Raw genomic sequence first — 23,705 nt, 5'->3', positions numbered from 1 at the left:
TTGGCCCGACTCACAGGGAACCATCAGCTAAATCGTCAGTGAACTGATGAAGCGGGGGCCGGACAGTGTCGCTTCGCCAGGGGGGACGATCCAGTTTCATCGTCCAACCCCGCCGGGGTCTAGGCTCGGCCTCATGACAGCTGACAAATCGATGCCGCCGGATCCGATGCAGGACCCGCAGCGGAGGGGTCCGACGTCGCACTCCGGGTCCGGTGCCGAGGGCAGCTTCCGGAGTGAGTTGAAGCGCGGGGAGGACGTCATCGACCCGATGACTTTCGCCGGTTCGCTGCCCCAGGATCGCGGCATCGCCCCGCGTATTCGGATCAGCCCCAGCAAGTGGTTCAATCTGCTCTGGTTGATCCCGATCGGCTTCGTGCTGCTCATCGTCGCGGTGGCCGTCGCGAAAGGGATCCGGGGGTTGCCCCCCGTCGAGTCGTTCCTGAAGACCTATCCGGGAGCCTCAAAGCTGCCGTACGACGCCCCTGCGGGGTTTCCCGCCTGGCTGGGGTGGCAACACTTCCTCAACATGTTCTTCATGATCTTCATCATCCGTTCGGGTGCACAGATACTTACGGATCACCCGCGACTGTATTGGACGCGGCATTCGACGCCGGGACGGGATTGGTTCCGGGTACAGAAGCCAGTACCCGAAGATCCTTTGTGGACGGCTAAGAAGGATTCGATCAGCCTCCCTCAGCAGGTCGGCCTGCCGGGGCTTCGGCACTCGATCGGGCTTGCGCGCTGGTGGCACCTTGGGATAGACACGCTATGGCTGGTCAACGGAGTCGTCTTCTTCGTGCTGTTGTTCGCGACAGGCCAGTGGATGCGCGTGGTCCCGCTGAGCTGGGACGTCATCCCCAACTCGATCTCGGTTGTCATCCAATACCTCTCCTTGGAATGGCCCACCGAGAGCGGATGGACCAACTACAACAGCCTGCAACTGATCGCCTACTTCATCACGATCTTCATCGCCGCACCCCTGGCCCTCATCACCGGGCTAGGCATGTCCCCGGCACTCTCCACGCGTTTTCGGCGCATCAGCTCGGTCTTCAACATCCAGATGGCACGTTCCTTGCACTTCCTGGTGCTGTGCTGGTTCCTGTTGTTCATCGTCCTTCACGTGGCCCTGGTTCTCACTACCGGGGCGCTGGAAAACCTCAACCACATGTATGCGGGGCGCAACGACCAGTCCTGGACCGGGTTCTGGATTTTCGCTGCTTCGATGGTGGTCATCATCGTCGGTTGGGTCGCTGCTACTCCGCTCACAATTCGGCATCCGCGGCTCATCCAGAGGGCCGGTTACGCCCTGATTGGCCCGGCACAACGGCTGTTCGAGCACATCGACTCACGCCCGGGGCAGTACACGGAGAAGGACATCTCGCCGCGCCTCTGGCTGAACGGCCAGTATCCCGAATCCGACGAGTACAAGAATCTCTTTGACAACGATTTCCGGGATTACCGCTTGCGCATCAACGGGCTCGTGGGCAATCCGGTCGAGTTGAGCCTCGCCGAGCTGCGAGCAATGGATTACCACGAGCAGATTACGCAACACTTCTGCATCCAGGGCTGGTCGGGAGTAGCCAAATGGGGAGGGGTGTCGATGCAGGCCATCCTCGATTTGGTCAAGCCGGCACCCGAAGCAAAGTGGGTGGTGTTCTATTCCTTGGGTGAGGGACCGGATGAGGGCGACTACTACGATGCGCATCCGATCGAGCAGATGGGCTATCAGCTCACCATGCTCGCCTACGACATGAACGGTGCGCCGCTTTCGTACGGACACGGGGCGCCACTTCGGCTGCGCAACGAGGTGCAGCTCGGCTTCAAGATGGTCAAATGGATCAAGGGCATCGAATTCGTCGAGAACTTTTCCGACGTGGGCGGCGGCTTCGGCGGCTACAACGAAGACCATGAGTTCTTCGGATACCGGCAGTCGATCTAGAAGGCCTGTGAGGGTGGGCGCGGCAATCAGCCCGCCAGCTCTCTGCGCCGGAATCGCAACTCCCGCAGGGCACCTCCGAGCGGTGACCCGGTGAACGGTAGGTCCTCCAGCTTGATCTTTCCAGAAGCTGACAGGGCCAATGCATTGGCGGCGGCGGCAGCGCGTTGTGGCAAGCCGAGGTTCGACGCGAAATCGGCCCAGTGCTTCGCCTTGAGGTTTTTGGTTTTCCCGGACACCGGCAGCGCGAGCGAGTCGTCTCCGTACAGCAAGGTGCACGGAATGTCGTAGATCGGGGCCATGGCGAATCCTCCGTGCCGCCCCCCAAGGATCGAGAGATTCTTGGCATGGAGGTCACCGTTCCCGGTCAGCCAGGCAAAGACGAACTGCAGGTATAGATTGCGGCTTGCCACGAGTGGGGCTTTGCACCGCCCGGCAAGCGCAGCAGCGACGTCCTCGGACGTGACGGAATACTTGGAAGCCGGTGGCAGACGCATGACCTGCGCTCCGTCTTCCATGGGCAGGCGCACCCAGGAGCGGTGGTCCTTGTCCTGGACGCGGTCGAAGCGTTCCACCAGCAACCCAGGCAACCCGTGCATGTCCGTGATGATATGGCTCTTGGCTACAGGGATCTTGAGGCCTTTGGCGGCGGAGAGGTGCACCGCTTCGTTGGCCAGCAAGTGTGCGTGGTTGGGCGGGTCGAGTTTGAGTAGATATCGTTGCCCCCTGAGAGACAGCGGTGTGGTGAGCATAGAGGCACTTGCCTTGTCCTGTACGCCGGGGATGGCATGGCGGTCCACTGCGTTGGCGAGGGCGGCAAAGTCCAGTTCCTCGGGCCTGGATGTGTCGGCAAGGGGTGCGGGTTCGACGGGAATATCCCCGGTAGGGACCACTTGAACGTCTCCCGGGGCATCGGCTCCGACTGCGAGCAGGAGTGTGAGTTCGTCGTCGAGGCTGGTTTTGGTGGCGTCCCTGAGCACGCTCAGCCGGTGCCCCTCCGGCAGCAGGCCCGCGAAGAACGGCGGAAGAGCGCCAGCAGGAGTCTCGACGGGAAGGTCTGTCAGGGGCAATGAACTGGCAACCGCGGGCAGACCGGAGGTCAGGTACTCCGCCACGTAGGAAAAACTGACCACGCCGTGACCAGTGCGGGCGAGGTGGCCCGCCAAGACGCCGCCTTTGTGAACGTCCGCTGCACGAACGAACTTCAACTCCCCGAAATCGTCGACCATCAGGCCGCTGCCATGTGCAGGCCGACGGCGTTGGCTACAGCCACGACGGCGCCCAGTGAAGGATTTCCGGTGGCCGTCTCAATCGCGCGCACGGTCCTTTCGGAAGTCCCGGCAAGGTCGGCAAGGTCCGCCTGCGTGATTCCGGCCTCTTTGCGTGCCTTCCGTATGGTGGCCGCGATCGCCGCTAGGTCTTCCACAAGTCTCCGATGATCCGGCATGATGTTGCCGATTTGGCGGTTTTCTAGATCCATTCTGAACCATTTTTCCAAAATCGGCAAGATGCTGCCGAAAGTGTTGATTTTGGTTGCTATGAGGCCGCAAAAACATCATTTCGGCAAGATCCTGCCGATTCCAACTCTCGCGGCTCGAGCGTGCCAGCTACGTCCCCGCCAGCCATTCCGGCTCGAAGTCCGGATGGTCAGAGTAGGGCAGCGCGAGGGCATTCAAAGATTTCGTGGTCCATTCGATCGATTCCGGGATCCACTGCGGGGTATCCCCAAGCGTGCCGCGAACCATCGTGGCCAAGGCCGTCTGCCGTGCGGATTCTACGATCCTGAGCAGCCTTCTCTTTGATTCGCATTCCAGGAGGAGGCGCCGCTCGTACCATTTGCCCGCCTCGGAGACGGAGCGATCGCCGAGGAGTCTCCGCGCCGCAGCCTCGTCCTCGTCCAGGCGGTCCGAGAGGAAATCGACGATATCCACAAATTGAGCGTACGCGTCCCTTGCGGCCGCGGAAATGCCTGCATTCGCTAGGCGGGGTCTGCTTGCTTTTCGCGTTGGAGCTCGACGGCGCGAGCGGCAGCGGGGGACGACGCGACGGCAGCGGCCCGGGCTGAAACCGGGACGGCAGCGGCGGCTCGGGCGGCAACAGGGATGTTGACGTGGGGAATCGCGGCAATGTGCGGGAGGGCGTTGAAGTGGCTCCGGGACATGCTGCCGAACTCGTACGCGGTCTCGGCATGCTCGGACAAGTCCACTCCGGCGAGCTCCGCCTCGTGGCTGACCCGGAATCCGACGGTCTTGTGGATCACAAGGGCAATGATTGCTGTCATGATTCCAGACACTGCAAGGGTGACAAGAATGGCGACGATCTGCGCCACGAGCTGCTGGAGCCCGCCGCCGTAGAACAATCCCCCACCCTTGCCGTTGACGGGCAGCGCGATGAATCCGAGTGCGAGCGTGCCGACAAGCCCGCCACCAAGGTGGACACCCACGACGTCGAGGGAGTCATCGAAGCCGAACTTGTGTTTCAGGTCGACAAACACGGCGCAGGCGGCGCCGGCCACCAGCCCCAGGCCGAGGGCGGCGGCGGGAGCCACGTTGGCACAGGCGGGGGTAATAGCGACGAGGCCGGCGACGACGCCGGATGCGGCGCCCAGGGACGTGGGGTGGCCGTGCCGGATCTTTTCGGTGACCAACCAGCTGAGCATTGCCCCGGCCGGGGCTACGAGGGTATTGACCCAGATCAAGCCGGCTTGCGCCGACGTCGTGGCCGCGCCGGCATTGAAACCGAACCAACCGAACCACAGGAGGCCGGCGCCAAGCATGATGAAAGGGAGGTTGTGCGGGCGGTGGTTCGGGTCTTTTCCAAAGCCGTGGCGCTTGCCAAGGATCAATGCCAGGACAAACGCGGCAGCGCCGGAGCTGATTTCCACCACTGTGCCGCCGGCGAAATCAATCACCTGACCGAAGACCGAACTGATGGCCCCATCGGGGCTTAGGAGGCCGCCGCCCCAGACCATGAAAGCCAAGGGGCAGTACACCAGGGTGATCCAGATGGGGACGAAGATGACCCAGGATGAGAATTTGGCGCGATCGGCGATGGCGCCGCTGATCAGGGCCACGGTGACGATGGCGAAGGTGGCGCTGAAGCCGAGCTTGATGAGATCGGTGGAACCGACCAGGTCCGTCGAGCCGAAGCTGGTGAACGGATTGCCGAAAATCCCCAGGACACTCTTGCCGCTGATCATCGAGTAGCCCCACAGGATCCACACGGCGCCTACGATGCCCGCGGAGATGAAGCTCATCATGATCATGTTGAGGGAGGCCTTGGCCCGCGTCATGCCACCGTAGAAGAGGCCGAGTGCCGGAGTCATGAGCAGTGCAAGTGCCGCCGACACCATGACCCAAACGTTTTCCGCAGTGATATTCACGTGCGTTTCCCTTCTAATCGGAATGCCGTAGGAGGACCGCCGCAGCTTGGTCCCGTTCTTCCCCTGCCCAATGTTTCCGGTTCCGTGTTTCAGGCAGTGCGAGGAAAAATTGCGGGGACGTTACATAACCGGGCTTGACGTGAAGAACGCATGACGGGCGTGTTTCGGGAATGTTAACGCCACCCCGGCGCAGACGAGTGGCCGCCCGGGACAGGCGCCAAATATCCCAGTGATTCCGCGGATTCCTGGGCCAATCGAGGTGAAATTCTTCCATTCCGCCCGAAATCCGGACATTTCTTCCACGTGAACGGCGGCTCACCTCCCCTGGATGCCATGTTTCAGCCGAATGCTGGCGCGTCACGGGCGCCGGGCGCACACTTAGCCTGTGAAGCCGTTTCTCCTGCTCGCATCTCGCGCCGAAGACGCCGCCGCCGAGGAAGAGTACCAGGCGTATCTTCGTTTTGGAGGGCTCGTTCCCGAGGAGCTACAACGCATCCGAATGGAGGCGGCGCCCCTGCCACCGCTTGAGCTCTCCGACTATTCCGGCGTGATTGTGGGTGGCAGCCCCTTCACTTCGAGCGACCCGCCGGAACACAAGAGCCCGGTCCAGAAACGGGTCGAGAAGGAACTCGCGCAACTGCTGGACACGATTGTTGCAACCGACTTTCCCTTTCTGGGGGCCTGCTATGGGGTCGGAACCCTCGGGCTTCACCAAGGGGCTGTGATCGACCGTACCTACGGCGAAGGACTCGGCGGGGTAACCATCAAACTCACAGCGGAGGGCCTCCAAGACCCGCTCCTCGAAGGCATGTCCGAGCGCTTTGTCGCCTTTACCGGCCATAAGGAAGCCTGCACGGTACTGCCAGGACACGCGGTGCTGCTTGCCAGCTCGGCAGCCTGCCCGGTACAGATGTTCCGCATCAAAACGAACCTTTACGCCACCCAATTCCATCCGGAGCTCGACTCCGAGGGGCTCGTCACGCGGATCGACACCTATCGCCACGCCGGATACTTCCCGCCCGAGGCTGCTGAACAGCTGATGGCAGACGCCCGGAAGATCACGGCGACCGAACCCATGAAGATCCTCGGCAACTTTGTCCGCCGATACGCGATTCCTCAATAACGTCGGAGGAATGAAGCACAATGGGCCCATGACTTTTGCAAATGTGGGAAGCCTCGGCACGAAACCCGGCCAGCGCGACGCTGTCGTCTCTATCCTGCTCAGACCGAAACCGGAGCTCCGGGGCGCGGGCTGCCTGCTCTACGAGGTGGGCGTCAACGAAGAATCGCCGGACACGGTCTTTGTCTGCGAACTATGGGAATCGGCGGAAGCGCACCAAGGATCGCTGCAGCTGGACAGCGTCCGGGCCGCCATCGCCGAGGCAATGCCAATGCTGTCCGGAGAGTTGGGCGGGACCCGGTTCACAGTATTGGGCTCACCGATCCGCGACGCCTGATATTCACTCAGGCGACACGTGGCTGATGGACAGTATTTTCATAGCTCATACATAGCTGCAGTAGCTACGGTTGGTTCATTATGGAAGAGCGAGAGCCCCGTCGTCCCGGCCAAGGGTCCAGACGAAAGAGAAGTCGGTGGAACAGCTGGAGTCCCCGCCGACGTCGATCGGCCTTGCTCACAGCATTTGCGGCCATTCTTGCCCTGACCCTGACCGCCACGGTCTACTCTGCCGCGCACGCCCGCTCATCTGTCTCACATAAGGTATCGGCGATGGCGAGGGCCACGCCGTCGGCAGCTGTTCCAGCCGCAACCCCGTCGACGGCGGCCACGACGACGTCGACTGCCGCACCGTCGTCGACGACGGCCGAGGCGCCGACTGCCGCTCCAGCAGTCGCAGCTCCCGCAGTCGCAGCTCCCGCAGCCGCTGCGCCCGCAGTCGCAGCTCCCGCAGCCGCTGCGCCGGCTACCGGCGTGACCCCCGCCTTGGACGCCGAGATCAACGGCATCATCGACGCGAACAGCCAGTACCAGGTCGGCGTCACCCTGATCGACTTGTCCAATGGCTCAAGCCATCAGTACGGGGTCCAGGCGCCATTCGAGGCAGCAAGCACCGCCAAGGTCCTGGCTGCCGCCGCGTACTATCACCTCGTCGAAACGGGCGCCGTGTCCCTTGACGACCCCTTGGGCGACTACACGGCCGGATTCCAGATCAAGGAGATGATCCAGGACAGCGACAACGAATCCTGGTCCTTGATCATGGACGCTGTCGGCTATTCGGAACTGCAGGCCTATGCCGGGTCAATCGGCGTCAGCTATGACCCCATGGAAAACACGCTGACTCCAAGCGAAATGGCCAGCATCATGGCCGGCCTTTACGGCGGGAAGCTGCTGAACCAGCAGCACACAGCGCAGTTGTTGTCCTACATGCAGAACACCAACTATGAATCCCTCATCCCCGCCGCAGTGCCGGCCGGAATCACTGTTTTCCACAAGTACGGACTGCTCGACGACGAACTCCACGACGCCAGCATCCTCACCAACGGGACCGACTCCTACGCGTTCGTGGTCTACACCAAGGGTCAGGACGAGAGTGATATCCCCGCCCGCACCGACATCTTCCACCAGCTCACCCAGGCTGTGGCGAACGGCCTGTTCTAAAAGGACATTGGCCTATCTTGAGCATCACGACGCCGGCCGCGCAGTCAGACTGACTGCGCGGCCGGCGTCCTTGTTCCCTTTTGGGCGCTGAGCGCCTGTCGCGATGCTATCTATTTACCTCCCTTCTGCATGGGGTCGGGCCAATTTCCTATCAATCGGTTCTGGTCCTGCATGGTCTTCTCCTGACTAAAGTGTGTCCTGCGCGGTGTGGCGCAGTTGGTCGTGCCTGCCAGATGGGCAGGGGCGGCCTGATCAGTCGGGAGAGGAACCAGGATCGAATGCGGGATCGTCTGAGGGGGATTGCCCGCGATCGGGGATGGGTCCATGGCGGGGTGGCGGTGCCAGGGCGCGTTGTTCCGGCAGATCTGCCGCGCCAAGGGCGGAACCGCCCTCTGGACTCGACGTCGATCCTGCCCCAGGTGGCGAGACCGACGCAGGAACCGGCGTGTCAGGCGGCGGCCCGCCGGGGACCGGGGACACATCCGTTGTCGCGAACACTGCGGGGGGCATGAAGACAGCGCCGTCCGGCATGAATGCGGTGTTCCTTGTGAATCCGGGGTCGCTTGTGGCCGCTCCCTTGCCGGGCTGGACCGCAGATGTGAGAGGGCTGGTGCGGACAAGAGTGGTGGCCTCGGTGACAGCCGGAACGCTTGGTCCTTGAGGCGGCAGTGTCCCGGGCGACGGTGCCGGCGGCAATGCCGGCACGGAAGGCGGCTCGGGCAAGGCCGGGAGTTCCTTGATTGTGTTCTCGACCGCGGGCGGCACCGCGTCGACTGCTCCAACGACTGGCGTCAACACCTGCTCCCTTAGCTGGTTGACTACGGTCTCAGGAACTGTGGCCAGCTGGCTCGGGCTTGGAACCACGGACGCTACGTGGTCGACGAGCGATCCAACGGGACCGGTGAGGGGAACCGGGGGCACGGAAACCGACGGTGACGGGACAGCCGGAATCGTCGGCAGAAGGTCTGTGGCCCGCGAAGGACCGGCCAGCCACAGCAACCACGCCAATGCGCCGAATACGGCGAGAAGAACAGGGCGAACCCAAAAAATGCCACGGCACCCCAGATACCCAGCCAAACACTCCACCTCCCCAGTGCGGTGTTTGGATATTAAGGTACGCCGGTCCGGGGCGGCAGTCCATATGGCGGAGTGACATCATGTGACTTGGTGGCAGTCTTCATTAATCGGAGGAACACGTGGAAACCGTCAATCAGCTCCTTGACTCGATCAAGGACGTGGGCCGCGATGCGGTGCGCGGAGGATACTCAAGGGCCGTCTACTCGACGCCCGAGCTCGACCTCAGGCACTGGTTCATCGAACAAGCCCAACAGCGCGGCCTTGGCGTCGAGACCGACCGCAACGGCATTATCTGGGCCTGGTGGGGAAAGCCCCAGGACGGTGCGCTTGTCACCGGCAGCCACCTCGACTCCGTCCCGGGCGGGGGTGCCTTTGACGGGCCGCTCGGAGTCGCGTCCGCACTCGCCGCCGTCGACGTCCTTGCCTCTCGAGGCGTCAAGCCGGGGCGTTCCCTGGCCATCACCGTCTTCCCGGAAGAAGAAGGATCCCGCTTTGGCGTAGCCTGCCTGGGCTCGCGGCTATTGACGGGTGCCATCGACGTCGACAAGGCGCTGAACCTGCGCGACGTTGACGGCAACACTTTCGCCGACGTCGCCCGGAGCAACGGTCTTGATCCCCGGCACGTCGGTCCCGATCCAGAAGCCATGGCGCGAATTGGCGACTTCGTTGAACTGCATGTGGAACAGGGAAAGGGGCTGGGCCAGGGCGGGCCGGCCATCGCCGTCGGAAGCTCCATCCTGGGCCACGGCCGCTGGAAGCTGAGCGTCAGCGGCCAAGGCAACCACGCCGGAACCACTCTCATGGCCGACCGTGCCGATCCCATGGTCGCGGCGGCGCAGATCGTCGTTGCCGTCCGCGACACCGCGGCGAGGCAGCCGGATGCGCGGGCCACCGTGGGGCGCTTGACCCCGGTTCCCGGCGGCACCAACGTGATTGCCTCCCGCGTCGATCTATGGCTCGACGCCCGGCATCCCGACGACGCCGTGACGGCACAACTGATCGAATCGATCTACCGCGCGGCGCAGGAAATCGCGGCGGGCGAGGGATGCACCGTCACCCTCACCGAGGAGTCCTACAGCGACACCGTGCATTTCGATCCCGGGCTGAGCCGACGCATCGGCGAGCTCCTGCCGGACGCGCCGGTGCTGGCAACCGGCGCTGGGCACGACGCCGGAGTCTTGGCTGGACATGTCCCCTCGGCGATGCTTTTTGTCCGCAACCCGAGCGGAATCTCGCATTCCCCGGAAGAGTACGTGGCCGACGAGGATGCCTTAGCCGGCGCGATCGCCCTCGCTGACGTTCTGGAGGGACTCCTGTGAGCGGCCTCTGGTGCGAGGCGGCGCTTGTAAACGCCGACGGCGGTTCTGTCCCGGGCGGCGCGGTTGTCGCCACCGGCGTTCGGCTGGAAGTGCACGAGGGGCGCATCTCCCGGATCGCTACCGGCGTCGAGCCCGAAACGGATGACCGGATATTGAATGGGGTCGTCTTCCCCGCGGCGGCCAACGCCCATTCGCACGCTTTTCACCGGATCCTGCGCGGACGGACGCATGACGGGCGCGGTGACTTCTGGGTCTGGCGGGAGCAGATGTACCGGAGCGCGGCGGAACTTACCCCGGAGAAATACGAGAAGCTCGCCACGGCGGTCTTCACAGAAATGGTGGTCGCGGGTTTTAGCAGCGTGGCCGAGTTCCACTACGTCCACCACCAGCCGGAAGGAACGCCGTACCCGGAGCCGCATGCGATGGAACTGGCGGTGGCCAGGGCTGCCATGGCGGCTGGGATCCGCCTGACATTGCTGGACACCCTGTACCTCGCGGGAGGGATCGGGAGTCCGCTCAGCCCGGAACAGGCTCGGTTTGGCGACGCCGATGCCCAAGCCTGGTTGGACCGGCTCGCGTCACTGCGGGCCGAGGTGGCACGGAGCTTTCCGCCTGAAATGGTCGGCGTGGGGGCCGCACTGCATTCCGTCCGCGGAGTGCCCGAGGAGGCGCTCAAGACCGTCGCCCGGCGGTTGCCCACCGATATCCCGCTCCACATCCACCTCAGTGAACAACCAGCCGAGAACGAGGCGTGCCTGCAGGCCTATGGCGTCACCCCTGCCGGATTGCTTGCCCGGCACGGCCTGCTATCCGGGCGGCTTTCCGCCGTGCACGCGACCCACCTAACGTTGGAGGACATCCAGCTCCTCGGGGATGCGGGGGCAACGGTTGTGATGTGCCCCAGTACTGAGGCCGATCTCGCCGACGGGATCGGACCGGCACGCGCCCTGTCCGACGCCGGGGCGACCATCGCGCTGGGCACGGACCAACACGCCGTGATCGATCCCTGGGTTGAGATGCGCACCTTGGAACACGGAGAACGCCTCGGCTCCGGCCAACGGGGCAGGTTTTCACCCCAGGAACTGCTGCACGCGGCCACCATCGGCGCAACCGCATCCATGGCTACGCCCATTGTGTCTGCACTTGAGGTAGGTGCGGTGTGCGACCTCATGGCCGTGGCTCCGGACTCGGTGCGGACAGCCGGTTCCATGCCGCAGCAGTTCGCGTTCAGCGCGACGGCGGGCGACGTCACCGCCGTCGTGATCGCTGGCGAACTGGCGGCCTCAAACGGCGTCCATGTTCGGCTGGGTTCTCCGGGCGTGCTGCTCACCGAAGCGCTGAAGGAATTCTCCTAGGGCGCTTTCCTAGGGTGATATAACCGGGACTCCTTGGTTTAACTCGCTCACCCAAGACGCTCGCTCACTTATGTGGTTGTTTTCCGGATCCCTCGCTCACATCTAGTGAGCGAGGGATCCGGGAATTGGCCCTATATGTGAGCGGGCGTCGGCCGAAACGGCGGCACAAATGAGCGGGCGTCCGCCGGAACGGCCATTTATGTGAGCGGGCGTCGGGGGAGGGCTACTTCAACCCCGAACGGACGAAGGCATCCACGACGTATCGCTGCAGGAAGATGTAGATCAGGAAGATCGGCAGACATGCGAGCGAGGACGCTGCCATGATGGCGCCCCAGTTGTTGCCTTCGGCGCCCAGGAAGCCGCGGATACCGACTTGGATGAGGGCATCGGACTTCTGCATGATCAGTGAAGGCCACAAGTACTCGTTCCAGGCGCTGATGAACAGCATGATCCCAAGGGCCGCCAGCGCTGGCCGCAGGTTCGGAACCACAACTTCCCACAGGGTCCTCCATGACGACCGTCCATCCATCTGGCTCGCATCCAGGAGGTCCTTCGGGAAGGCCTCGAGGTGCTGGCGCAGCATCATCACCGCGAAGGCCGAACACAGTTGCGGGATGACGACGCCGGTGATGGTGTTGAGGAGGCCCATCTGCGAAACCAGCAGGTAATTGGGAATCATCGTGACCTGGAAAGGCACCAGCCAGGACCCCACGAACAACAGGTACAGGGCTTTCTTTCCGACAAAATCCCAACGCGCGAACCCGTACGAAGCCAGGATGGCCACGAGCAGTTGAGACACCGCCAACGTCAGTGCCATGCCGAAGGTATTCGCCAACATCCCCGCGATGGGAATGGTCTTCAGGACGTACTGGAAATTCTCCAGGCTCAGCGGTCCCGGCAACGGGTCGGTGGACAGGGCGTCCGACGGCGGTCGGAAGGCCGTGACGAACATCCAGTAAATGGGGAAGATCGAGACGATTGCCAAGGCGATCAGGAGAACGTGGCTGGGTACTAACCGCAAAGACCCAAGCCGCAACGAAGCAGACCGCCCGGCGGCAGGCGCCGTCGTCGGCCCCGAATTCGTCGGCCCCGAAGGCAGAGCATCCAAGGAACCAGGCTGGGCCGGCGGAGCGATGGTGATGAAGGCCATGGTGGTTCTTTCTAGTTGTCGTAGAAGCTGAGTCGCTCCGAGAGTTCCACGAAGACCAGGGCAATCAGCCCGAATCCGAGGAAGAAGAGCGTGCCCGCCGCGGAGGAGAGGCCGGCGTCGAAGTTCCTGAAGCCGAACTGGTACAGCAGGTAGTAGATGTTGGTGGACGAATTTCCCGGTCCGCCCTGCGTCACAAGATCGATGATGGGATATGTCCACTGCGCGGACAGCAGGATGGTCATGAGCGAGAGGAACACCAGGCTTGGCGAAAGCAGCGGGATAATGATCCGCCACGTGATCTGCCTGCCGCTCGCGCCGTCGATCGATGCGGCGGCAGCGTAATCCGGGCTGATGCCCGCCAGTCCGGCCGAAACCACCAGCACGCCGAAGCCGAGCATCTGCCAGCCGACAATCACGATCACCGCGATCATCGAACTGTCGGGATCGCGGAACACGTTGCCCATCGGCGCGCCCAGGGCGGCGGCGATCGCGGGAATCGTTCCGCCTTCAGGCGCGAACAGCCACCGCCAGATCGCGCTGCTGGCAACGGGAGTGATGAGGAACGGCACGAAGATAAGGGCCTGGTACGCGGTGCGGGCCCTGCCCTGGACCTTGCGCGAAAGCAGCGCGAACACGAGCGGCAGCGCAACGGAAATGCCCAGAAACGCCAGGATGTACAAGCCCGTGTTGATCAGGGCTTGGTGCAGCTCAGGCAGGCTCAGGACCTTCGCGTACTTCTGCACGTCCACGTACTGCTTGGGCTTCGTGGGGATCAGGTTCCAGTCGTTGAAGGACAGGTTTACGGTCTGTCCCAGAGGCCAGTAGGTCCAGACGAGAAGCAGGACCACGGCGGGCAGGATGTAGAGGTAGGGGCTCAGGGCGCGGCGCTTGGGGCGCCGGTTGGCCGGGAGCCCCGCCGGGCCGGCAGGGGCAATGCCCGTTGCCGGCCCGGCGGTCTCGATGAACATTCGTTCGGCTTCCTTCCGGTGCTGTGGCTGGTTAGCGAACGCTTTCGGCGAGCTCGCCGTCGGCCGCTTCGGCAGCGATGGAGGGCTCGACGTCGGACTCCTCGCCGGGAGCGGTCATCGCGGCGGTCGCCTCTTCGAGCGTCATCCTCTCGAAGGCGGCCATCTGCTCGGCCGTGACGGAGTACACCGTGGAGAACTCGCCGATCGGCACAACGGAGCTGAGCATCTTGTCCTTGTAAAGGTGGATCAGGTTGAACGCCTGCGCGCCGTTCTGTCCGCGCATGGACTTCGGCGCGACGTTGAGGTCCTGCGTGTAGCACGTGGCCGAAGCAACCGTCACGGGAGCGCCGCCGAAAGTGCTGAACGTGGAGTAGTGCAGGTGGCCGGCCAGGATGCCGCGGACGTCGGTGCCTTCGATGACCTTCTCGAAGCGGCTCTGTTCACGGAGTTCGAACATGGCCATCATCTCCAGTGGGCTGGGAACCGGGGGGTGGTGCAGGGCGATGAGGGTGCCGTGCGGGGCCGGGGTGGCCAGGACATCGGACAACCAAGCGAGCTGCTCGTCGGAGATTTCCCCGTGGTGCTTGCCCGGAACGGTCGAGTCCAAGGCGATGATGCGCAGGCCGTTGACATCGTGGACCATGTCCACGGGTTCCTCGCCGGCGTCGGAGTCAAGGAGGCCTGAGCGGAACGCGGTGCGCGCGTCGTGGTTGCCCATGACCCAGATGATCTTGGCGCCGAGCTCCTCGGCCACGGGCTCCACGATGTTACGGAGGCGGACGTAGGCGTCCGGGCGGCCGGTGTCGGCGAGGTCGCCGGTGAACACCAGCGCTTCGGGCTTGACCTGGGCCTTGACGAAGTCGCGGAACAGCTGGCGGAGGTTTTCGTCGCTGTCCACGCTGCCGTGCAGGAGGTCGTTGTCGGCCACGAAATGGGTGTCGCTGATGTGCAGGATGAAGTGCTCGGGGGCGGGGTGCTGGAGTTCGGTGTTCACGGTTTTGTCTCCTTGTAGGTGAGTGGTTCTTAGCGGGTGGAGCTGATGGTCAGGACGTCCCTGAGCCGTTCGAGGTCGACGTCGCCGAAATCGTGGGCCTGGAGCAGGCCGGTGGCGCCGCCGTACATTTCGTCTACGAGATCCAGCGTGGTTTCCAAGACGGTGGCGGGGCTCGCGGAGATGATTTCCCGGAGTTCCTCGCCGATGCCCGCAAGGCCCGGGTGGCTGGAGGCGGCAGCCATCATGGCGTCGCTCCATTCACCGCGCAGGTTTTCCTCGCTGGCTGTGTAGTCGAGGATCACCTGCTCGCGGTCCACCCCCGCGGCCAGGAGGGCGAGGGCAATCACGACGCCAGTGCGGTCCTTGCCCGCGGTGCAGTGCACCAGGACAGGATCTGTTCCGGAGTCGGCAATGAGGCGAATAGCGTCGGCAAGGCGCTGGGCGTGGCTCTCGATCATGAGCCGGTAGATGTGCGCCAGGGTGGTGATCTCAGCGGTACCGGGGACGTTGCCCTCTTCGAAAATCGGGTTGTGCCTCGTGTCGACCGCGAGTCCTTCAAGGTTGCTGGGTGACTTGGCCAGCTCGGTGCGGTCACGCAGGTCGATGACCAGACGGATGCCGAGCTCGGAGAATTGCCGGCGTCCGGCGTCGGTCAGTCCGTGCAATGCGTCCGAGCGGTACAGCTTTCCTTGGCGGATGGTCCGCACGACGGCGGCATCGCCCGGCGTGGCAGCGGGAGCATCGGCGGCGGGATAGCCCGCCGTGCTCCGGAAATTGTAGGTGCCCTCCACGGGGTAGGGGCGGTTGCGGGTTCCGAAGACTGCGTCCTCGGCAGTGGTTGTCACAGCTGATGTCCTTCCGGATGGGCCGGAGAAGATGGGTCCGGGAAAATGGGGCAGAGAAGTTAGGGGATCAGGTCCTGGGCGCGCTTCTGGGCGTCGGCCATGGTGGTTTTTGCGTCTTTGCCGTAGTAGACGACGTTCTCGACGGCTTTGCCGAGGATGTCGTCGATCTGCACGTAGCTGTTTCCCGGGTAGGAAACCCACGGCTGGAGACGGTCAAGCTGGGCGAGGTTCGGGGCCAGGAGCGGGTTCTTCTGGGCCCAGTCGTAAAGGGAACCACCCGGAGCGGTCAGCGAGGTGCGCAGGGGCAGGTAGCCGATCTTGGTGGAGATCTGCTCGTAGGCGTGGTCGCTGGTCATGAACTTGATCAGTTCCCATCCGGCGCGCTGCTTCGCGGGATCCTGCGAGAGGACGAACAGGGCCGAGCCAGAGTTGGTGGGCACGGCAGGCTTGCTGCCGAAGGAGGGCATGCCGGCGGCCTTGAGCTCCCATCCGCCCTTCGTGGCTGCCGACATGAATGAGCCTTGGAGTGCTGAAGTAGTGAGGATGAAAGCGGTGTCGCCCTTCGGGAGGCCTTCGTATTGCGCGTTGCTGTCTGCGTTGCGCAGCACGCCGTCCTTCGTCAGCTGTGCGAGCTTCGTGACGGTGTCAACGGCCGCGTCCGAGCCGAATCCGATCGTCTTGCGGTCATCGGAGAGGATCTGGGCCCCGTTCGACTTGAAGACGCCCTGCATGCACCAGTTGCCCCCGATGCTTGCGCACGAAATGTCCAGGGATGGCTTTCCGGTCTTCGCGGAAACGGCCTTTGCGGCTGCCTCCACCTTGTCCCAGGTGGAGAGGTCCGGGTTGGTGATTCCGGCGTCGGCGAGCTTGGTGGCGTTGTAGAAGAGGACAGGGGTGGAGAAGACGTAAGGAATGCCGTAGGTCTTGCCGTTCCAATCGGCGAGGTGCTTCGCGTTGGGGTGGAACGGGTGGGCGCCGCCGAGGGCGTCGTCGACGGCTTTCTGGCCGACCAGGTCGCTGATGGGCTGCGCGCCGAGCTGGGTGGCGGCGAAGTCGAGGGAATCGAACGTCAACTGCGCGACGTCGGGTGCGTGTCCGGCGAGGAGTTGCGTCTGGACGCTGCTGACCGTGTTGGATCCGACAGCGCCGCCGCCCTGCGGTGCCTGTGCGGTGACGTGGATATTAGGGTGGGCCTTTTCGAAGTCAGCTACCAGGCCTTTGACGGTATCCGTCCAGACGCCGGCTTGGGCCAGGTTGTAGCTTTCGAAGGTGATGTTGATTTGCTGGTCTGCCGTGAGTTCAGGGATGACCTGGTTGCTCACGGTGCTGGCCTGCGTGGTGCCGGAACAGCCAGCGAGGGCCAATGCGGCGGTGCCAGCGGCGATGGTCAGTGCAATTGAACGGAGAGGGCGCACAATATTTCCTTGATTGCTGGGTTGGGTGTAGGTCCTGCGGGTTCCGGTTTGGGGGCCGGGGTATGGGGGGAAGAGTGGATATTAGACCGAGGCCGCAGGCTGCGCCGAGGTGGCAGCGGACGCGTGCTTCGCGTCTGATTGCCATTCGAAGCGCCGGCCGCTTGTCCGGTCAAAGAGATGGAGATTCCTGGCATCGGCGCTGAGAACGACGGCGTTGCCCGGCTCCCAGTGCAGGCCCCGCGGGGCGCGGACGGCCACGCGGTTCTCGCCGACCCGGCAGTAGATGACCTGTTCGCTGCCGAGGTTTTCGCTCAGGTCAACGATGCCCCGGAGGGCTGCCCCGGAGCTCGGCGCGGCTGCGGAAGAGCCAGGTGCGTGGATGCTCAAGTGCTCAGGGCGGATGCCCAGCACCACGTCCCGCTGGGGTGTTTCCCCATCCCACAGCACTGCTTCCAGCGACGGTGCCATGACGGTGATGGAGCCGTTGCTGGTGGAAAGTTCGGCATCGATCAGGTTGGTGGCCGGGGATCCCAGGAAGCCTGCCGCGAACACGGATGCCGGCTTGTCGTAGAGCTCTTCGGGCGTGCCGAGTTGCTCGAGCTGACCTCCGTTGAGCAGCGCGATCTTGGTTGCCATGGTCATGGCTTCCACCTGGTCATGCGTGACGTAGATGAAGGTGGCACCGAGGCGCTTGTGCAGTCCGGCCAGCTCCTGCCGGGTTGCGGTGCGGAGCTTGGCGTCCAGGTTGGACAGGGGCTCGTCCATGAGGAAGGCCTTGGGCTCGCGCACCAAAGCCCGTGCCACGGCGACGCGTTGGCGCTGGCCGCCTGACAGTTCCTTGGGCTTGCGGTCCAGGAGGTGGCCGATCTCCACCATTTCGGCCACGGCCTCCACGCGCTTCTTGACTTCCTGCTTGTCGGTGCGCCGCACGTGGAGCGGGAAGGCAAGATTTTTCGCGACGCTGAGGTGCGGGTACAGGGCGTAGCTCTGGAACACCATGGCCAAGTCGCGCTTCTTGGACGGGGCGGTGGTGATGTCGGTTCCGTCCAGCTCGAGCGAGCCCGACGTCGGTTCCAACAGGCCCGCGATCATGCGGAGCAGGGTGGTCTTGCCGCAGCCGCTGGGGCCGAGCAGGACCAGGAAGTCACCGTCTTCAACGGTGAGCGATACGTTCTTTACGGCCGACACGTTCTTGAATGAACGCGACAACTGGTTGAGCACAAGTCGGCCCACGAGCACCTCCGGGGAAACGATGTTTCCTAAATCGAATTATTTAGGAAACGTCTTACCCTTGAAGGGTGGGGCTCGATTATTAACAGTCGGTGCGGAGTCGATGAACTCCCCGTGGGCGGACAGGAAACAGTTGAAACTGCCCGCGTTTCGCGCCAAAAGCTATTCGGGGTTTTCCACCATGTGGAGGACTTCTTCAAACACGGCGGAGCGGGCGCGTTCAACATCGGGAGAGTCCGCAGTCACTGCGGCATGCAGGGCGGACAGCACCAGCATCTGGACGATATTCCCAATGGGCAGCTGGTCGTTCCACGAATGAAATTCCGCCCCGGCCACCAGCGTGTGGGTCGAGAGCTCGGCGAGCTCGGATTTCGCGTAGCTGGTCACCCCGATAACCGTGGCCATACGGTCGGCCGCGATCCGCGCCGAGCCAATCGTGAAGGAGTTCATTCCGCTGTCACTCACGGCGATGCAGACATCCCTGGCGGAGAGGAGTTTGGCGGAGATGTGTTGCGAAACAATGTCGGATGGCGCCTCGCATTGCACCCCGGCGGCCAGGAACCGCAGGGCCAGGGATTGGGCGGGAGCGAGGGACCCTCCATTGGCCAGCACCAGAAGTCGCCCGCCTTCGCGGATCGCCTTCACCGCGGCGTCGAACGCGTCGAAGTCCAAAGACCCTAAAGCTCCGCGGATGTCCTGGGATGCCCGGGAAAAGATCCCGGAGACCAGATGTTCCGATGATCCGGGTTCGCCGGTTGCCCCCGACTCTTCCTGCTGGATGCTGTCCCGTGCCGCGGCGCCCAGATCGCGCAGCAGGACTTGGCGCAAGTGCTGGAACCCGTCGAAGCCCATGCTCTTGCATGCCCGTACGATCGTCGCCGGGGACGTCCCCGTTTGGGTGACCAGATCCGCCACCGACATCCTGGCCACGGTTTCGGGGGAATCGAGGCACAATTGCGCCACGCGCTGTTCGCTGCGGGCCAGCGAGGGGAAAATCGACTTGATGTGCGCGCGGGAACCGCCCAAGGGCGGTTCGGATTTGTACGGGGTCATTCGCCTTTCATACCAGATTCACTTGAACAGCGAACCAGCAGCGCCGAAACCGACGACGGGAGATGCCTGCCGTCGTCGGGCCCCCACCCGTATCAGTCGAGTGGCAGGGTGACGGTTACGCAGGTTCCGTTGCCTGGACTGGAGACGATGGAGACATCGCCGCCCACTTCGCTGACAGCGATGGACATCAGGCGGAGCCCGAATCCGTGGTGTGCACCCGCGGGGGCCTGGTTGTCGAAGCCGGCGCCGTTGTCCGTGACTGTCAGGCGGATCCCGTGGTAGACGGCGGCGAGCCGGACGGTGACGTCGTGGGCGTGCGCGTACTTGAACGCGTTGCTGAGGACTTCCTTGGCCGCGTGGTAGAGCAAGGAAGCGGAGCCGGACGAGATTTCGACGCCATGGTGCGGCGTCTCCCAGTGGATTTCGGTCCCTTCGCGGCGGAGCGGAGCGGCCAAGCGGTCGATGCAGCCCGCGAGCCCCAAAGAGTGGAAGTCAACGGGTTGCTGATCGGTAATCACGCCGTTGATGGCAGTGACTTCGTCCAGGGCTGTTGTTGTCTTCATGGCCGGTTCTGCTCCCCTTGCAGCTTTGGTGCCTTCGCCGGCGGATGGGTTCCGCCTGTGCTTGCATTAAGACTGGACCAGAGGAGTTAAGGTTCCCGCGATATTCAGTTAGTTTCGTCCTAATTTTTTGTCAGGAATCCCTACTTCGCGAGGAATCCGAGCAAGGCCTGGTTGACCTCAGCACCATGCGTCCACAGCAAGCCGTGCGGGGCGCCGTCGATCTCCAGGTATTCGGCGCCGGGGAGTGCTTCGGCGAACCTCCGGCCGGTGACGTCGATGGGGAGGATGTTGTCCGCGGTGCCGTGCACGATCAGGGCGGGAACGTCGATCTTGGGGATGTCCGCCCTGAAATCGGTAAGCCACGTGGGCTGCGCGGCCACCGAGGCGTAGGCGCCTGACTGGGCTGCCAGGTTCCAGCTGGCGGCGACTGCTTCGTGGCTCAGGCGGTGCGTTCCGAGGAAAGTGGGGGCGTTGTAGAAGTTGTTGAAGAATTCGGTGAAGAAAGCGTAGCGATCGGAAATGACGGCTTCGGAAAGTCCGTCGAACACGGACTGCGGGACGCCCCCTGGGTTGTCCGCGGTCTGCAGGAGGAACGGCTCCAAGGACGCAAGGAACATGGCTTTCGCCACCCGGGCCGAGCCGTAAGTGCCAAGGTAGCGGGCCACTTCACCGGTCCCCATCGAGAAGCCCACCAGTACGGCGTCGTTGACATCAATCGTGTTCAGCAGGGTGTTCAGGTCCGCAGCGAAGGTGTCGTAGTCGTAGCCGACAGTCGGCTTGCTGGACTTGCCGAATCCGCGGCGGTCGTACGTGATAACGCGGTAGCCTGCGTTAAGCAGTGCGGCGGTCTGCTTTTCCCAGGACGATCCATCCAGGGGATAGCCGTGGATAAGGACCACTGCCTGGCCGGTCCCGTGGTCCTCGTAGTAGATCTCGATCTCGGAGCTGTTTTCATTTCCGACGGTGATGTAAGCCATGACTACGGTCCTTTCGTAGCGGATCTTGCCGAGCGTTTCCAGCCTACTGTCCGGGCACGACGGCGGCACGCCCCACGCCATCAAGACGCTCGCTCACGTATGTGGGGGTTGCGGCGGACGCTCGCTCACGTATGTGGGGGTTGCGGCGGACGCTCGCTCACTAACGGCTCGGGAATGAATCCAAATACTTGAATGTTCAATTAATTATGGATTTTGGAATCTTCACTTTCGGTGAGCTATCCCGCGACATCAAGACCGGAGTCTCCCTGTCACCGCACCAGCGGGTCAAGGACATCATTGAGCTGGCGAAGCTTGCCGAGCAGGCAGGACTATCGTTCCTGGGCCTGGGGGAGCATCATCGGCACGATTTCGCCCTCTCTGCCCCGGAAATGGTGCTCGCGGCCATCGCTCGGGAAACCACCAACCTTCGGCTGGGCACCGCCGTCACGGTTCTCTCCACTCAGGACCCTGTCCGGCTCTTCGAGCAGTTCTCCACGCTGGATCTAATTTCGGGCGGGCGGGCAGAGATCATTGCCGGCCGTGGCGCCTTTGTGGAGTCGTACTCCTTGTTTGGCCACAGATTGGAGGACTATGACGAGCTGTTCGAAGAGAAGCTGAACATGTTGCTCGCGCTGCGTGACAACGACAACCTTCGCTGGGAGGGAAGCCTGACCCAAACCGTCTCCGGGATGGACATAGCGCCCCGTCCGATCCAGGAAAAGTTGCCCATCTGGGTCGGCGTGGGCGGTACTCCGAAGAGTTTCGTCCGGGCGGGGCGGTTGGGCCTGCCGTTGTTTATCGCTCTGCTGTCCGGGCCGGCACGATTCCGCCGGCTCGTGGAACTGTACCGGGAGACCGCTGAAAACGCGGGACACGACGCTGCCGCCCTGCCAGTCGGCGCGGGTGGCCATTTCTATGTGGCGCCGACGTCGCAGCAGGCCCGGGACACCTTCTACCCCTACTATCGCGCCTACTTCGAGCAGAACATGCCCCGGCCAGTTGACCATTTCCCGCGGAACACCTTCGATGAGTGGACCGAACCGGGTGGCGGCCTGCTTGTGGGAAGCCCCCAACAGCTCGTCGAAAAGCTACTGGAAATTCATAGCGCCCTCGGTAACACGCGGTATCTGGCTCAGATCGGTCTCGGCGGCTTGCCTTTCGCTGAGACGGCGCGGTCCATCGAGCTCCTGGCCACCGAAATCATCCCTGCAGTGAATCGCGAGATCGGCGTTGCTCTTGCGCGGTAGGCCCCATAGCTGAGCGAGGGTTGGGGAAAGAGGCCCCATAGCTGAGCGAGGCGAAAGTTGTCAAGCTGTGTGGAGTCACTGGGCTAGTTTTTGGGGTGTTTTGGTCTGGGGGAGGTTGATCCCGGCGTATGTGGCGGGGGCCGGTGTGGTGGGTCGGCGGCGGAATCTTCCCGGGTGTCGTTCGTAGTAGTCCTGGTGGACTTTGTCTCGCTTGGTCCAGAGTTCTTTCCACGACCCGTCGTGGACCTGTGATGGTGAGAACAGTGCGATGCCGGAGTGTTTGTGATCGGTGCTGTACCAGTGCACGTAGCAGGTGAGGTACTCCCTGGCGGCCTCGAGATCGTTAAAGATCCGGGGGTAGCCGGGCCGGTATTTCATCGTGCGAAAGCCTGACTCCGAGAAGGGATTGTCGTTGGAGACGTACGGGCGGTTATGGCTGAGTTCCACGCCGTGGGCGGTGAGGGTGTCACGGAGCAGGGTTGATCTCATGGCCGGGCCTGAATCGGCATGCACGATGCGCGGGGCGCCGTGCCGGGCGATGGCTGTCTTGAACATCTGCGCGGCGAGGTGGTCGGACTCGCGTTCCTCCACCCGCCAGCCGACGATTTCCCGGGAGAAGATGTCCATGATGGAGTACACCTTGAAAACCTTGCCCTGCCACTTGGCATAGATGTCGGTGATGTCCCAGGACCAGACCTGGCAGGGTCCGGTGGCCTTGACCACCGGCTTTTCAGAGGAACCACGCGTGCCCCAACGCTTGCGCGGGATGGTTGGGCGGGCCTGCTGGTCCTCGTAGTCTGCCGCGATCCGCCACCACGAGCGGTTGGAGGCGAGCAGCTCGCCGTTGTCCCAGGCTGTGGCGAAGGCATGGTCAACGGAGTTGCCCTTCTCCCAGCTGGCCAGGATGAGCCCCAGGATCCGGTCCTGATGCGCGGAGCTGATCCGGGATTCGTAGGCCCGGTCGCTCTGGTGGATCGGGTGCTGCACCGCCGGACGGGGATTGGACCGGTAATGCCAGGTCCCGCGCGAGAGGCCCGCCAGCTTGAGCGCTGTCCGCTGGGAGCCGATGATCACATGCAGTTCCAGGACCAGAGTGTTCTCGGCCGCTATGAATCGTTGTGAGCGCTCGTCGGGGTTGTATCGGGCTCTGGCACGCTCAACTCGTGCAAGAGCCCGATAGCTTTTCCCAGCGCGGAATTCGTGTCCTCCAGCTCCTGCACCCGCTTCTGGAGTTTTTCGACTTCGGCACGGTGGGCAGCCATTTCCTTCGCGCGTGCTTTTTCGAACGCGGAGAGTTCACGATTCGTCGGGACCATGCCTCCATGCTCCCGCGGAATCAGGCCACGGTCGATATCGCCCTGGACCATCATCTTGCGCCACCGGCGGAACGTCCATTCCGAAACGGACGTCGAGGCCATCCATTCCTTCCTCGACCCGTGCGGCTGCAAATAGTACTCATGCATGAACTCACGGATCTCTTCACGCGTAAAACCCTTGTTATCAACGGCCATCGCCGGCTCCTTCAATCAAAAGGTAATGAATGACTCACAACCAGCTTGACGATGAGGGAGGGTTGG

Annotated in this window: 23 protein-coding genes; 7 read left to right on the top strand and 16 right to left on the bottom strand. The window is 63.2% G+C overall.

Annotated features, from left to right (window positions below; all coding sequences use genetic code 11):
* Positions 1-133 precede the first annotated feature (133 nt).
* On the top strand, positions 134-1,939 hold the full coding sequence (locus ACSKT0_RS21415) for a molybdopterin-dependent oxidoreductase (RefSeq protein WP_437771525.1): 1,806 nt from the start codon (positions 134-136) through the stop codon (positions 1,937-1,939).
* 26 nt (positions 1,940-1,965) lie between these two features.
* Here ACSKT0_RS21415 and ACSKT0_RS21410 read toward each other — a convergent pair whose 3' ends face one another.
* From ACSKT0_RS21410 to ACSKT0_RS21395, 4 genes are all read right to left on the bottom strand, one after another.
* Positions 1,966-3,165 carry a type II toxin-antitoxin system HipA family toxin gene (locus ACSKT0_RS21410; RefSeq protein WP_437771524.1) on the bottom strand — a complete coding sequence of 400 codons (1,200 nt, stop codon included), beginning with the start codon at positions 3,163-3,165 and terminating at the stop codon, positions 1,966-1,968.
* Positions 3,165-3,416 (bottom strand): helix-turn-helix transcriptional regulator, encoded by a 252-nt coding sequence (locus ACSKT0_RS21405; protein ID WP_437771523.1) that lies wholly within the window; start codon positions 3,414-3,416, stop codon positions 3,165-3,167. Before ACSKT0_RS21405 ends, ACSKT0_RS21410 begins: the two co-directional genes overlap by 1 nt.
* 127 nt (positions 3,417-3,543) lie before the next feature.
* On the bottom strand, positions 3,544-3,867 hold the full coding sequence (locus ACSKT0_RS21400) for a DUF6221 family protein (RefSeq protein WP_437771522.1): 324 nt from the start codon (positions 3,865-3,867) through the stop codon (positions 3,544-3,546).
* Between the two features lie 47 nt (positions 3,868-3,914).
* Complete coding sequence (locus tag ACSKT0_RS21395; protein WP_437771521.1) at positions 3,915-5,318, bottom strand: ammonium transporter; 1,404 nt, start codon at positions 5,316-5,318, stop codon at positions 3,915-3,917.
* A gap of 385 nt (positions 5,319-5,703) precedes the next feature.
* Between ACSKT0_RS21395 and ACSKT0_RS21390 the strand changes: the two genes are divergently transcribed.
* The 3 genes from ACSKT0_RS21390 to ACSKT0_RS21380 all read left to right on the top strand — a co-directional run bounded on the left by ACSKT0_RS21390 (position 5,704) and on the right by ACSKT0_RS21380 (position 7,935).
* On the top strand, positions 5,704-6,441 hold the full coding sequence (locus ACSKT0_RS21390) for a glutamine amidotransferase (RefSeq protein ID WP_437771520.1): 738 nt from the start codon (positions 5,704-5,706) through the stop codon (positions 6,439-6,441).
* Positions 6,442-6,469: 28 nt separating this feature from the next.
* Positions 6,470-6,775 carry a putative quinol monooxygenase gene (locus ACSKT0_RS21385; protein WP_437771519.1) on the top strand — a complete coding sequence of 102 codons (306 nt, stop codon included), beginning with the start codon at positions 6,470-6,472 and terminating at the stop codon, positions 6,773-6,775.
* 173 nt (positions 6,776-6,948) lie between these two features.
* A complete protein-coding gene (locus ACSKT0_RS21380; protein WP_437771518.1) occupies positions 6,949-7,935 on the top strand; it encodes a serine hydrolase in 987 nt (328 codons plus the stop codon).
* A gap of 252 nt (positions 7,936-8,187) precedes the next feature.
* On the opposite strand, the gene ACSKT0_RS21375 is transcribed toward ACSKT0_RS21380, so the two are convergent.
* Positions 8,188-8,856 (bottom strand): hypothetical protein, encoded by a 669-nt coding sequence (locus tag ACSKT0_RS21375; RefSeq protein ID WP_437771517.1) that lies wholly within the window; start codon positions 8,854-8,856, stop codon positions 8,188-8,190.
* 275 nt (positions 8,857-9,131) lie between these two features.
* Between ACSKT0_RS21375 and ACSKT0_RS21370 the strand changes: the two genes are divergently transcribed.
* Positions 9,132-10,331, top strand: coding sequence for an allantoate amidohydrolase (locus ACSKT0_RS21370; RefSeq protein ID WP_437771516.1), 1,200 nt, complete (start codon positions 9,132-9,134; stop codon positions 10,329-10,331).
* On the top strand, positions 10,328-11,686 hold the full coding sequence (locus ACSKT0_RS21365) for a formimidoylglutamate deiminase (protein WP_437771515.1): 1,359 nt from the start codon (positions 10,328-10,330) through the stop codon (positions 11,684-11,686). Before ACSKT0_RS21370 ends, ACSKT0_RS21365 begins: the two co-directional genes overlap by 4 nt.
* 223 nt (positions 11,687-11,909) lie before the next feature.
* Here ACSKT0_RS21365 and ACSKT0_RS21360 read toward each other — a convergent pair whose 3' ends face one another.
* The 9 genes from ACSKT0_RS21360 to ACSKT0_RS21320 all read right to left on the bottom strand — a co-directional run bounded on the left by ACSKT0_RS21360 (position 11,910) and on the right by ACSKT0_RS21320 (position 20,881).
* Positions 11,910-12,836: a carbohydrate ABC transporter permease gene (locus ACSKT0_RS21360; protein WP_437771514.1), complete on the bottom strand. Its 927-nt coding sequence runs from the start codon at positions 12,834-12,836 to the stop codon at positions 11,910-11,912.
* Positions 12,837-12,847: 11 nt separating this feature from the next.
* On the bottom strand, positions 12,848-13,804 hold the full coding sequence (locus ACSKT0_RS21355) for a carbohydrate ABC transporter permease (protein ID WP_437771513.1): 957 nt from the start codon (positions 13,802-13,804) through the stop codon (positions 12,848-12,850).
* A gap of 31 nt (positions 13,805-13,835) precedes the next feature.
* Positions 13,836-14,798 (bottom strand): phosphodiesterase, encoded by a 963-nt coding sequence (locus ACSKT0_RS21350; protein ID WP_437771512.1) that lies wholly within the window; start codon positions 14,796-14,798, stop codon positions 13,836-13,838.
* Positions 14,799-14,827: 29 nt separating this feature from the next.
* A complete protein-coding gene (locus tag ACSKT0_RS21345) occupies positions 14,828-15,643 on the bottom strand; it encodes a tyrosine-protein phosphatase (RefSeq protein ID WP_437771511.1) in 816 nt (271 codons plus the stop codon).
* Between the two features lie 59 nt (positions 15,644-15,702).
* The gene (locus ACSKT0_RS21340; RefSeq protein WP_437771510.1) at positions 15,703-17,058 is read right to left on the bottom strand and encodes an ABC transporter substrate-binding protein; all 1,356 of its coding nucleotides are present in this window, start codon (positions 17,056-17,058) and stop codon (positions 15,703-15,705) included.
* An 81-nt stretch (positions 17,059-17,139) separates the two neighbouring features.
* A complete protein-coding gene (locus ACSKT0_RS21335) occupies positions 17,140-18,291 on the bottom strand; it encodes an ABC transporter ATP-binding protein (protein ID WP_437771509.1) in 1,152 nt (383 codons plus the stop codon).
* Positions 18,292-18,450: 159 nt separating this feature from the next.
* Complete coding sequence (locus ACSKT0_RS21330; protein WP_437771508.1) at positions 18,451-19,341, bottom strand: MurR/RpiR family transcriptional regulator; 891 nt, start codon at positions 19,339-19,341, stop codon at positions 18,451-18,453.
* A 92-nt stretch (positions 19,342-19,433) separates the two neighbouring features.
* Complete coding sequence (locus ACSKT0_RS21325) at positions 19,434-19,904, bottom strand: sensor histidine kinase (protein ID WP_437771507.1); 471 nt, start codon at positions 19,902-19,904, stop codon at positions 19,434-19,436.
* 140 nt (positions 19,905-20,044) lie between these two features.
* A complete protein-coding gene (locus tag ACSKT0_RS21320; protein ID WP_437771506.1) occupies positions 20,045-20,881 on the bottom strand; it encodes an alpha/beta fold hydrolase in 837 nt (278 codons plus the stop codon).
* Positions 20,882-21,087: 206 nt separating this feature from the next.
* Here ACSKT0_RS21320 and ACSKT0_RS21315 point away from each other — a divergent pair, with 206 nt between their 5' ends.
* On the top strand, positions 21,088-22,128 hold the full coding sequence (locus ACSKT0_RS21315; RefSeq protein WP_437771505.1) for an LLM class flavin-dependent oxidoreductase: 1,041 nt from the start codon (positions 21,088-21,090) through the stop codon (positions 22,126-22,128).
* Between the two features lie 75 nt (positions 22,129-22,203).
* Here the strand turns inward: ACSKT0_RS21315 and ACSKT0_RS21310 are convergent, their stop codons facing one another.
* Positions 22,204-23,202, bottom strand: coding sequence for a transposase (locus ACSKT0_RS21310; RefSeq protein ID WP_437771022.1), 999 nt, complete (start codon positions 23,200-23,202; stop codon positions 22,204-22,206).
* A gap of 32 nt (positions 23,203-23,234) precedes the next feature.
* Positions 23,235-23,639, bottom strand: a complete 405-nt coding sequence (locus ACSKT0_RS21305; protein ID WP_437771023.1) for a hypothetical protein — start codon at positions 23,637-23,639, stop codon at positions 23,235-23,237.
* Between the last annotated feature and the right edge of the window lie 66 nt (positions 23,640-23,705).

This window comes from Arthrobacter sp. KNU40 (assembly GCF_051515115.1).
GTDB lineage: Bacteria > Actinomycetota > Actinomycetes > Actinomycetales > Micrococcaceae > Arthrobacter.
The sequence above is the reverse complement of the archived record's forward strand: the minus strand, read 5'-3'. Positions and strand labels throughout refer to the sequence as shown.

Excerpts from the sequence above, each read along its gene's own strand:
- ACSKT0_RS21415 (WP_437771525.1), top strand. The coding sequence starts at position 134 with ATGACAGCTGACAAATCGATGCCGCCGGATCCGATGCAGGACCCGCAG.
- ACSKT0_RS21410 (WP_437771524.1), bottom strand. The coding sequence starts at position 3,165 with ATGGTCGACGATTTCGGGGAGTTGAAGTTCGTTCGTGCAGCGGACGTT.
- ACSKT0_RS21405 (WP_437771523.1), bottom strand. The coding sequence starts at position 3,416 with ATGGATCTAGAAAACCGCCAAATCGGCAACATCATGCCGGATCATCGG.
- ACSKT0_RS21385 (WP_437771519.1), top strand. The coding sequence starts at position 6,470 with ATGACTTTTGCAAATGTGGGAAGCCTCGGCACGAAACCCGGCCAGCGC.
- ACSKT0_RS21360 (WP_437771514.1), bottom strand. The coding sequence starts at position 12,836 with ATGGCCTTCATCACCATCGCTCCGCCGGCCCAGCCTGGTTCCTTGGAT.
- ACSKT0_RS21355 (WP_437771513.1), bottom strand. The coding sequence starts at position 13,804 with ATGTTCATCGAGACCGCCGGGCCGGCAACGGGCATTGCCCCTGCCGGC.
- ACSKT0_RS21330 (WP_437771508.1), bottom strand. The coding sequence starts at position 19,341 with ATGACCCCGTACAAATCCGAACCGCCCTTGGGCGGTTCCCGCGCGCAC.
- ACSKT0_RS21325 (WP_437771507.1), bottom strand. The coding sequence starts at position 19,904 with ATGAAGACAACAACAGCCCTGGACGAAGTCACTGCCATCAACGGCGTG.
- ACSKT0_RS21320 (WP_437771506.1), bottom strand. The coding sequence starts at position 20,881 with ATGGCTTACATCACCGTCGGAAATGAAAACAGCTCCGAGATCGAGATC.
- ACSKT0_RS21315 (WP_437771505.1), top strand. The coding sequence starts at position 21,088 with ATGGATTTTGGAATCTTCACTTTCGGTGAGCTATCCCGCGACATCAAG.
- ACSKT0_RS21305 (WP_437771023.1), bottom strand. The coding sequence starts at position 23,639 with ATGGCCGTTGATAACAAGGGTTTTACGCGTGAAGAGATCCGTGAGTTC.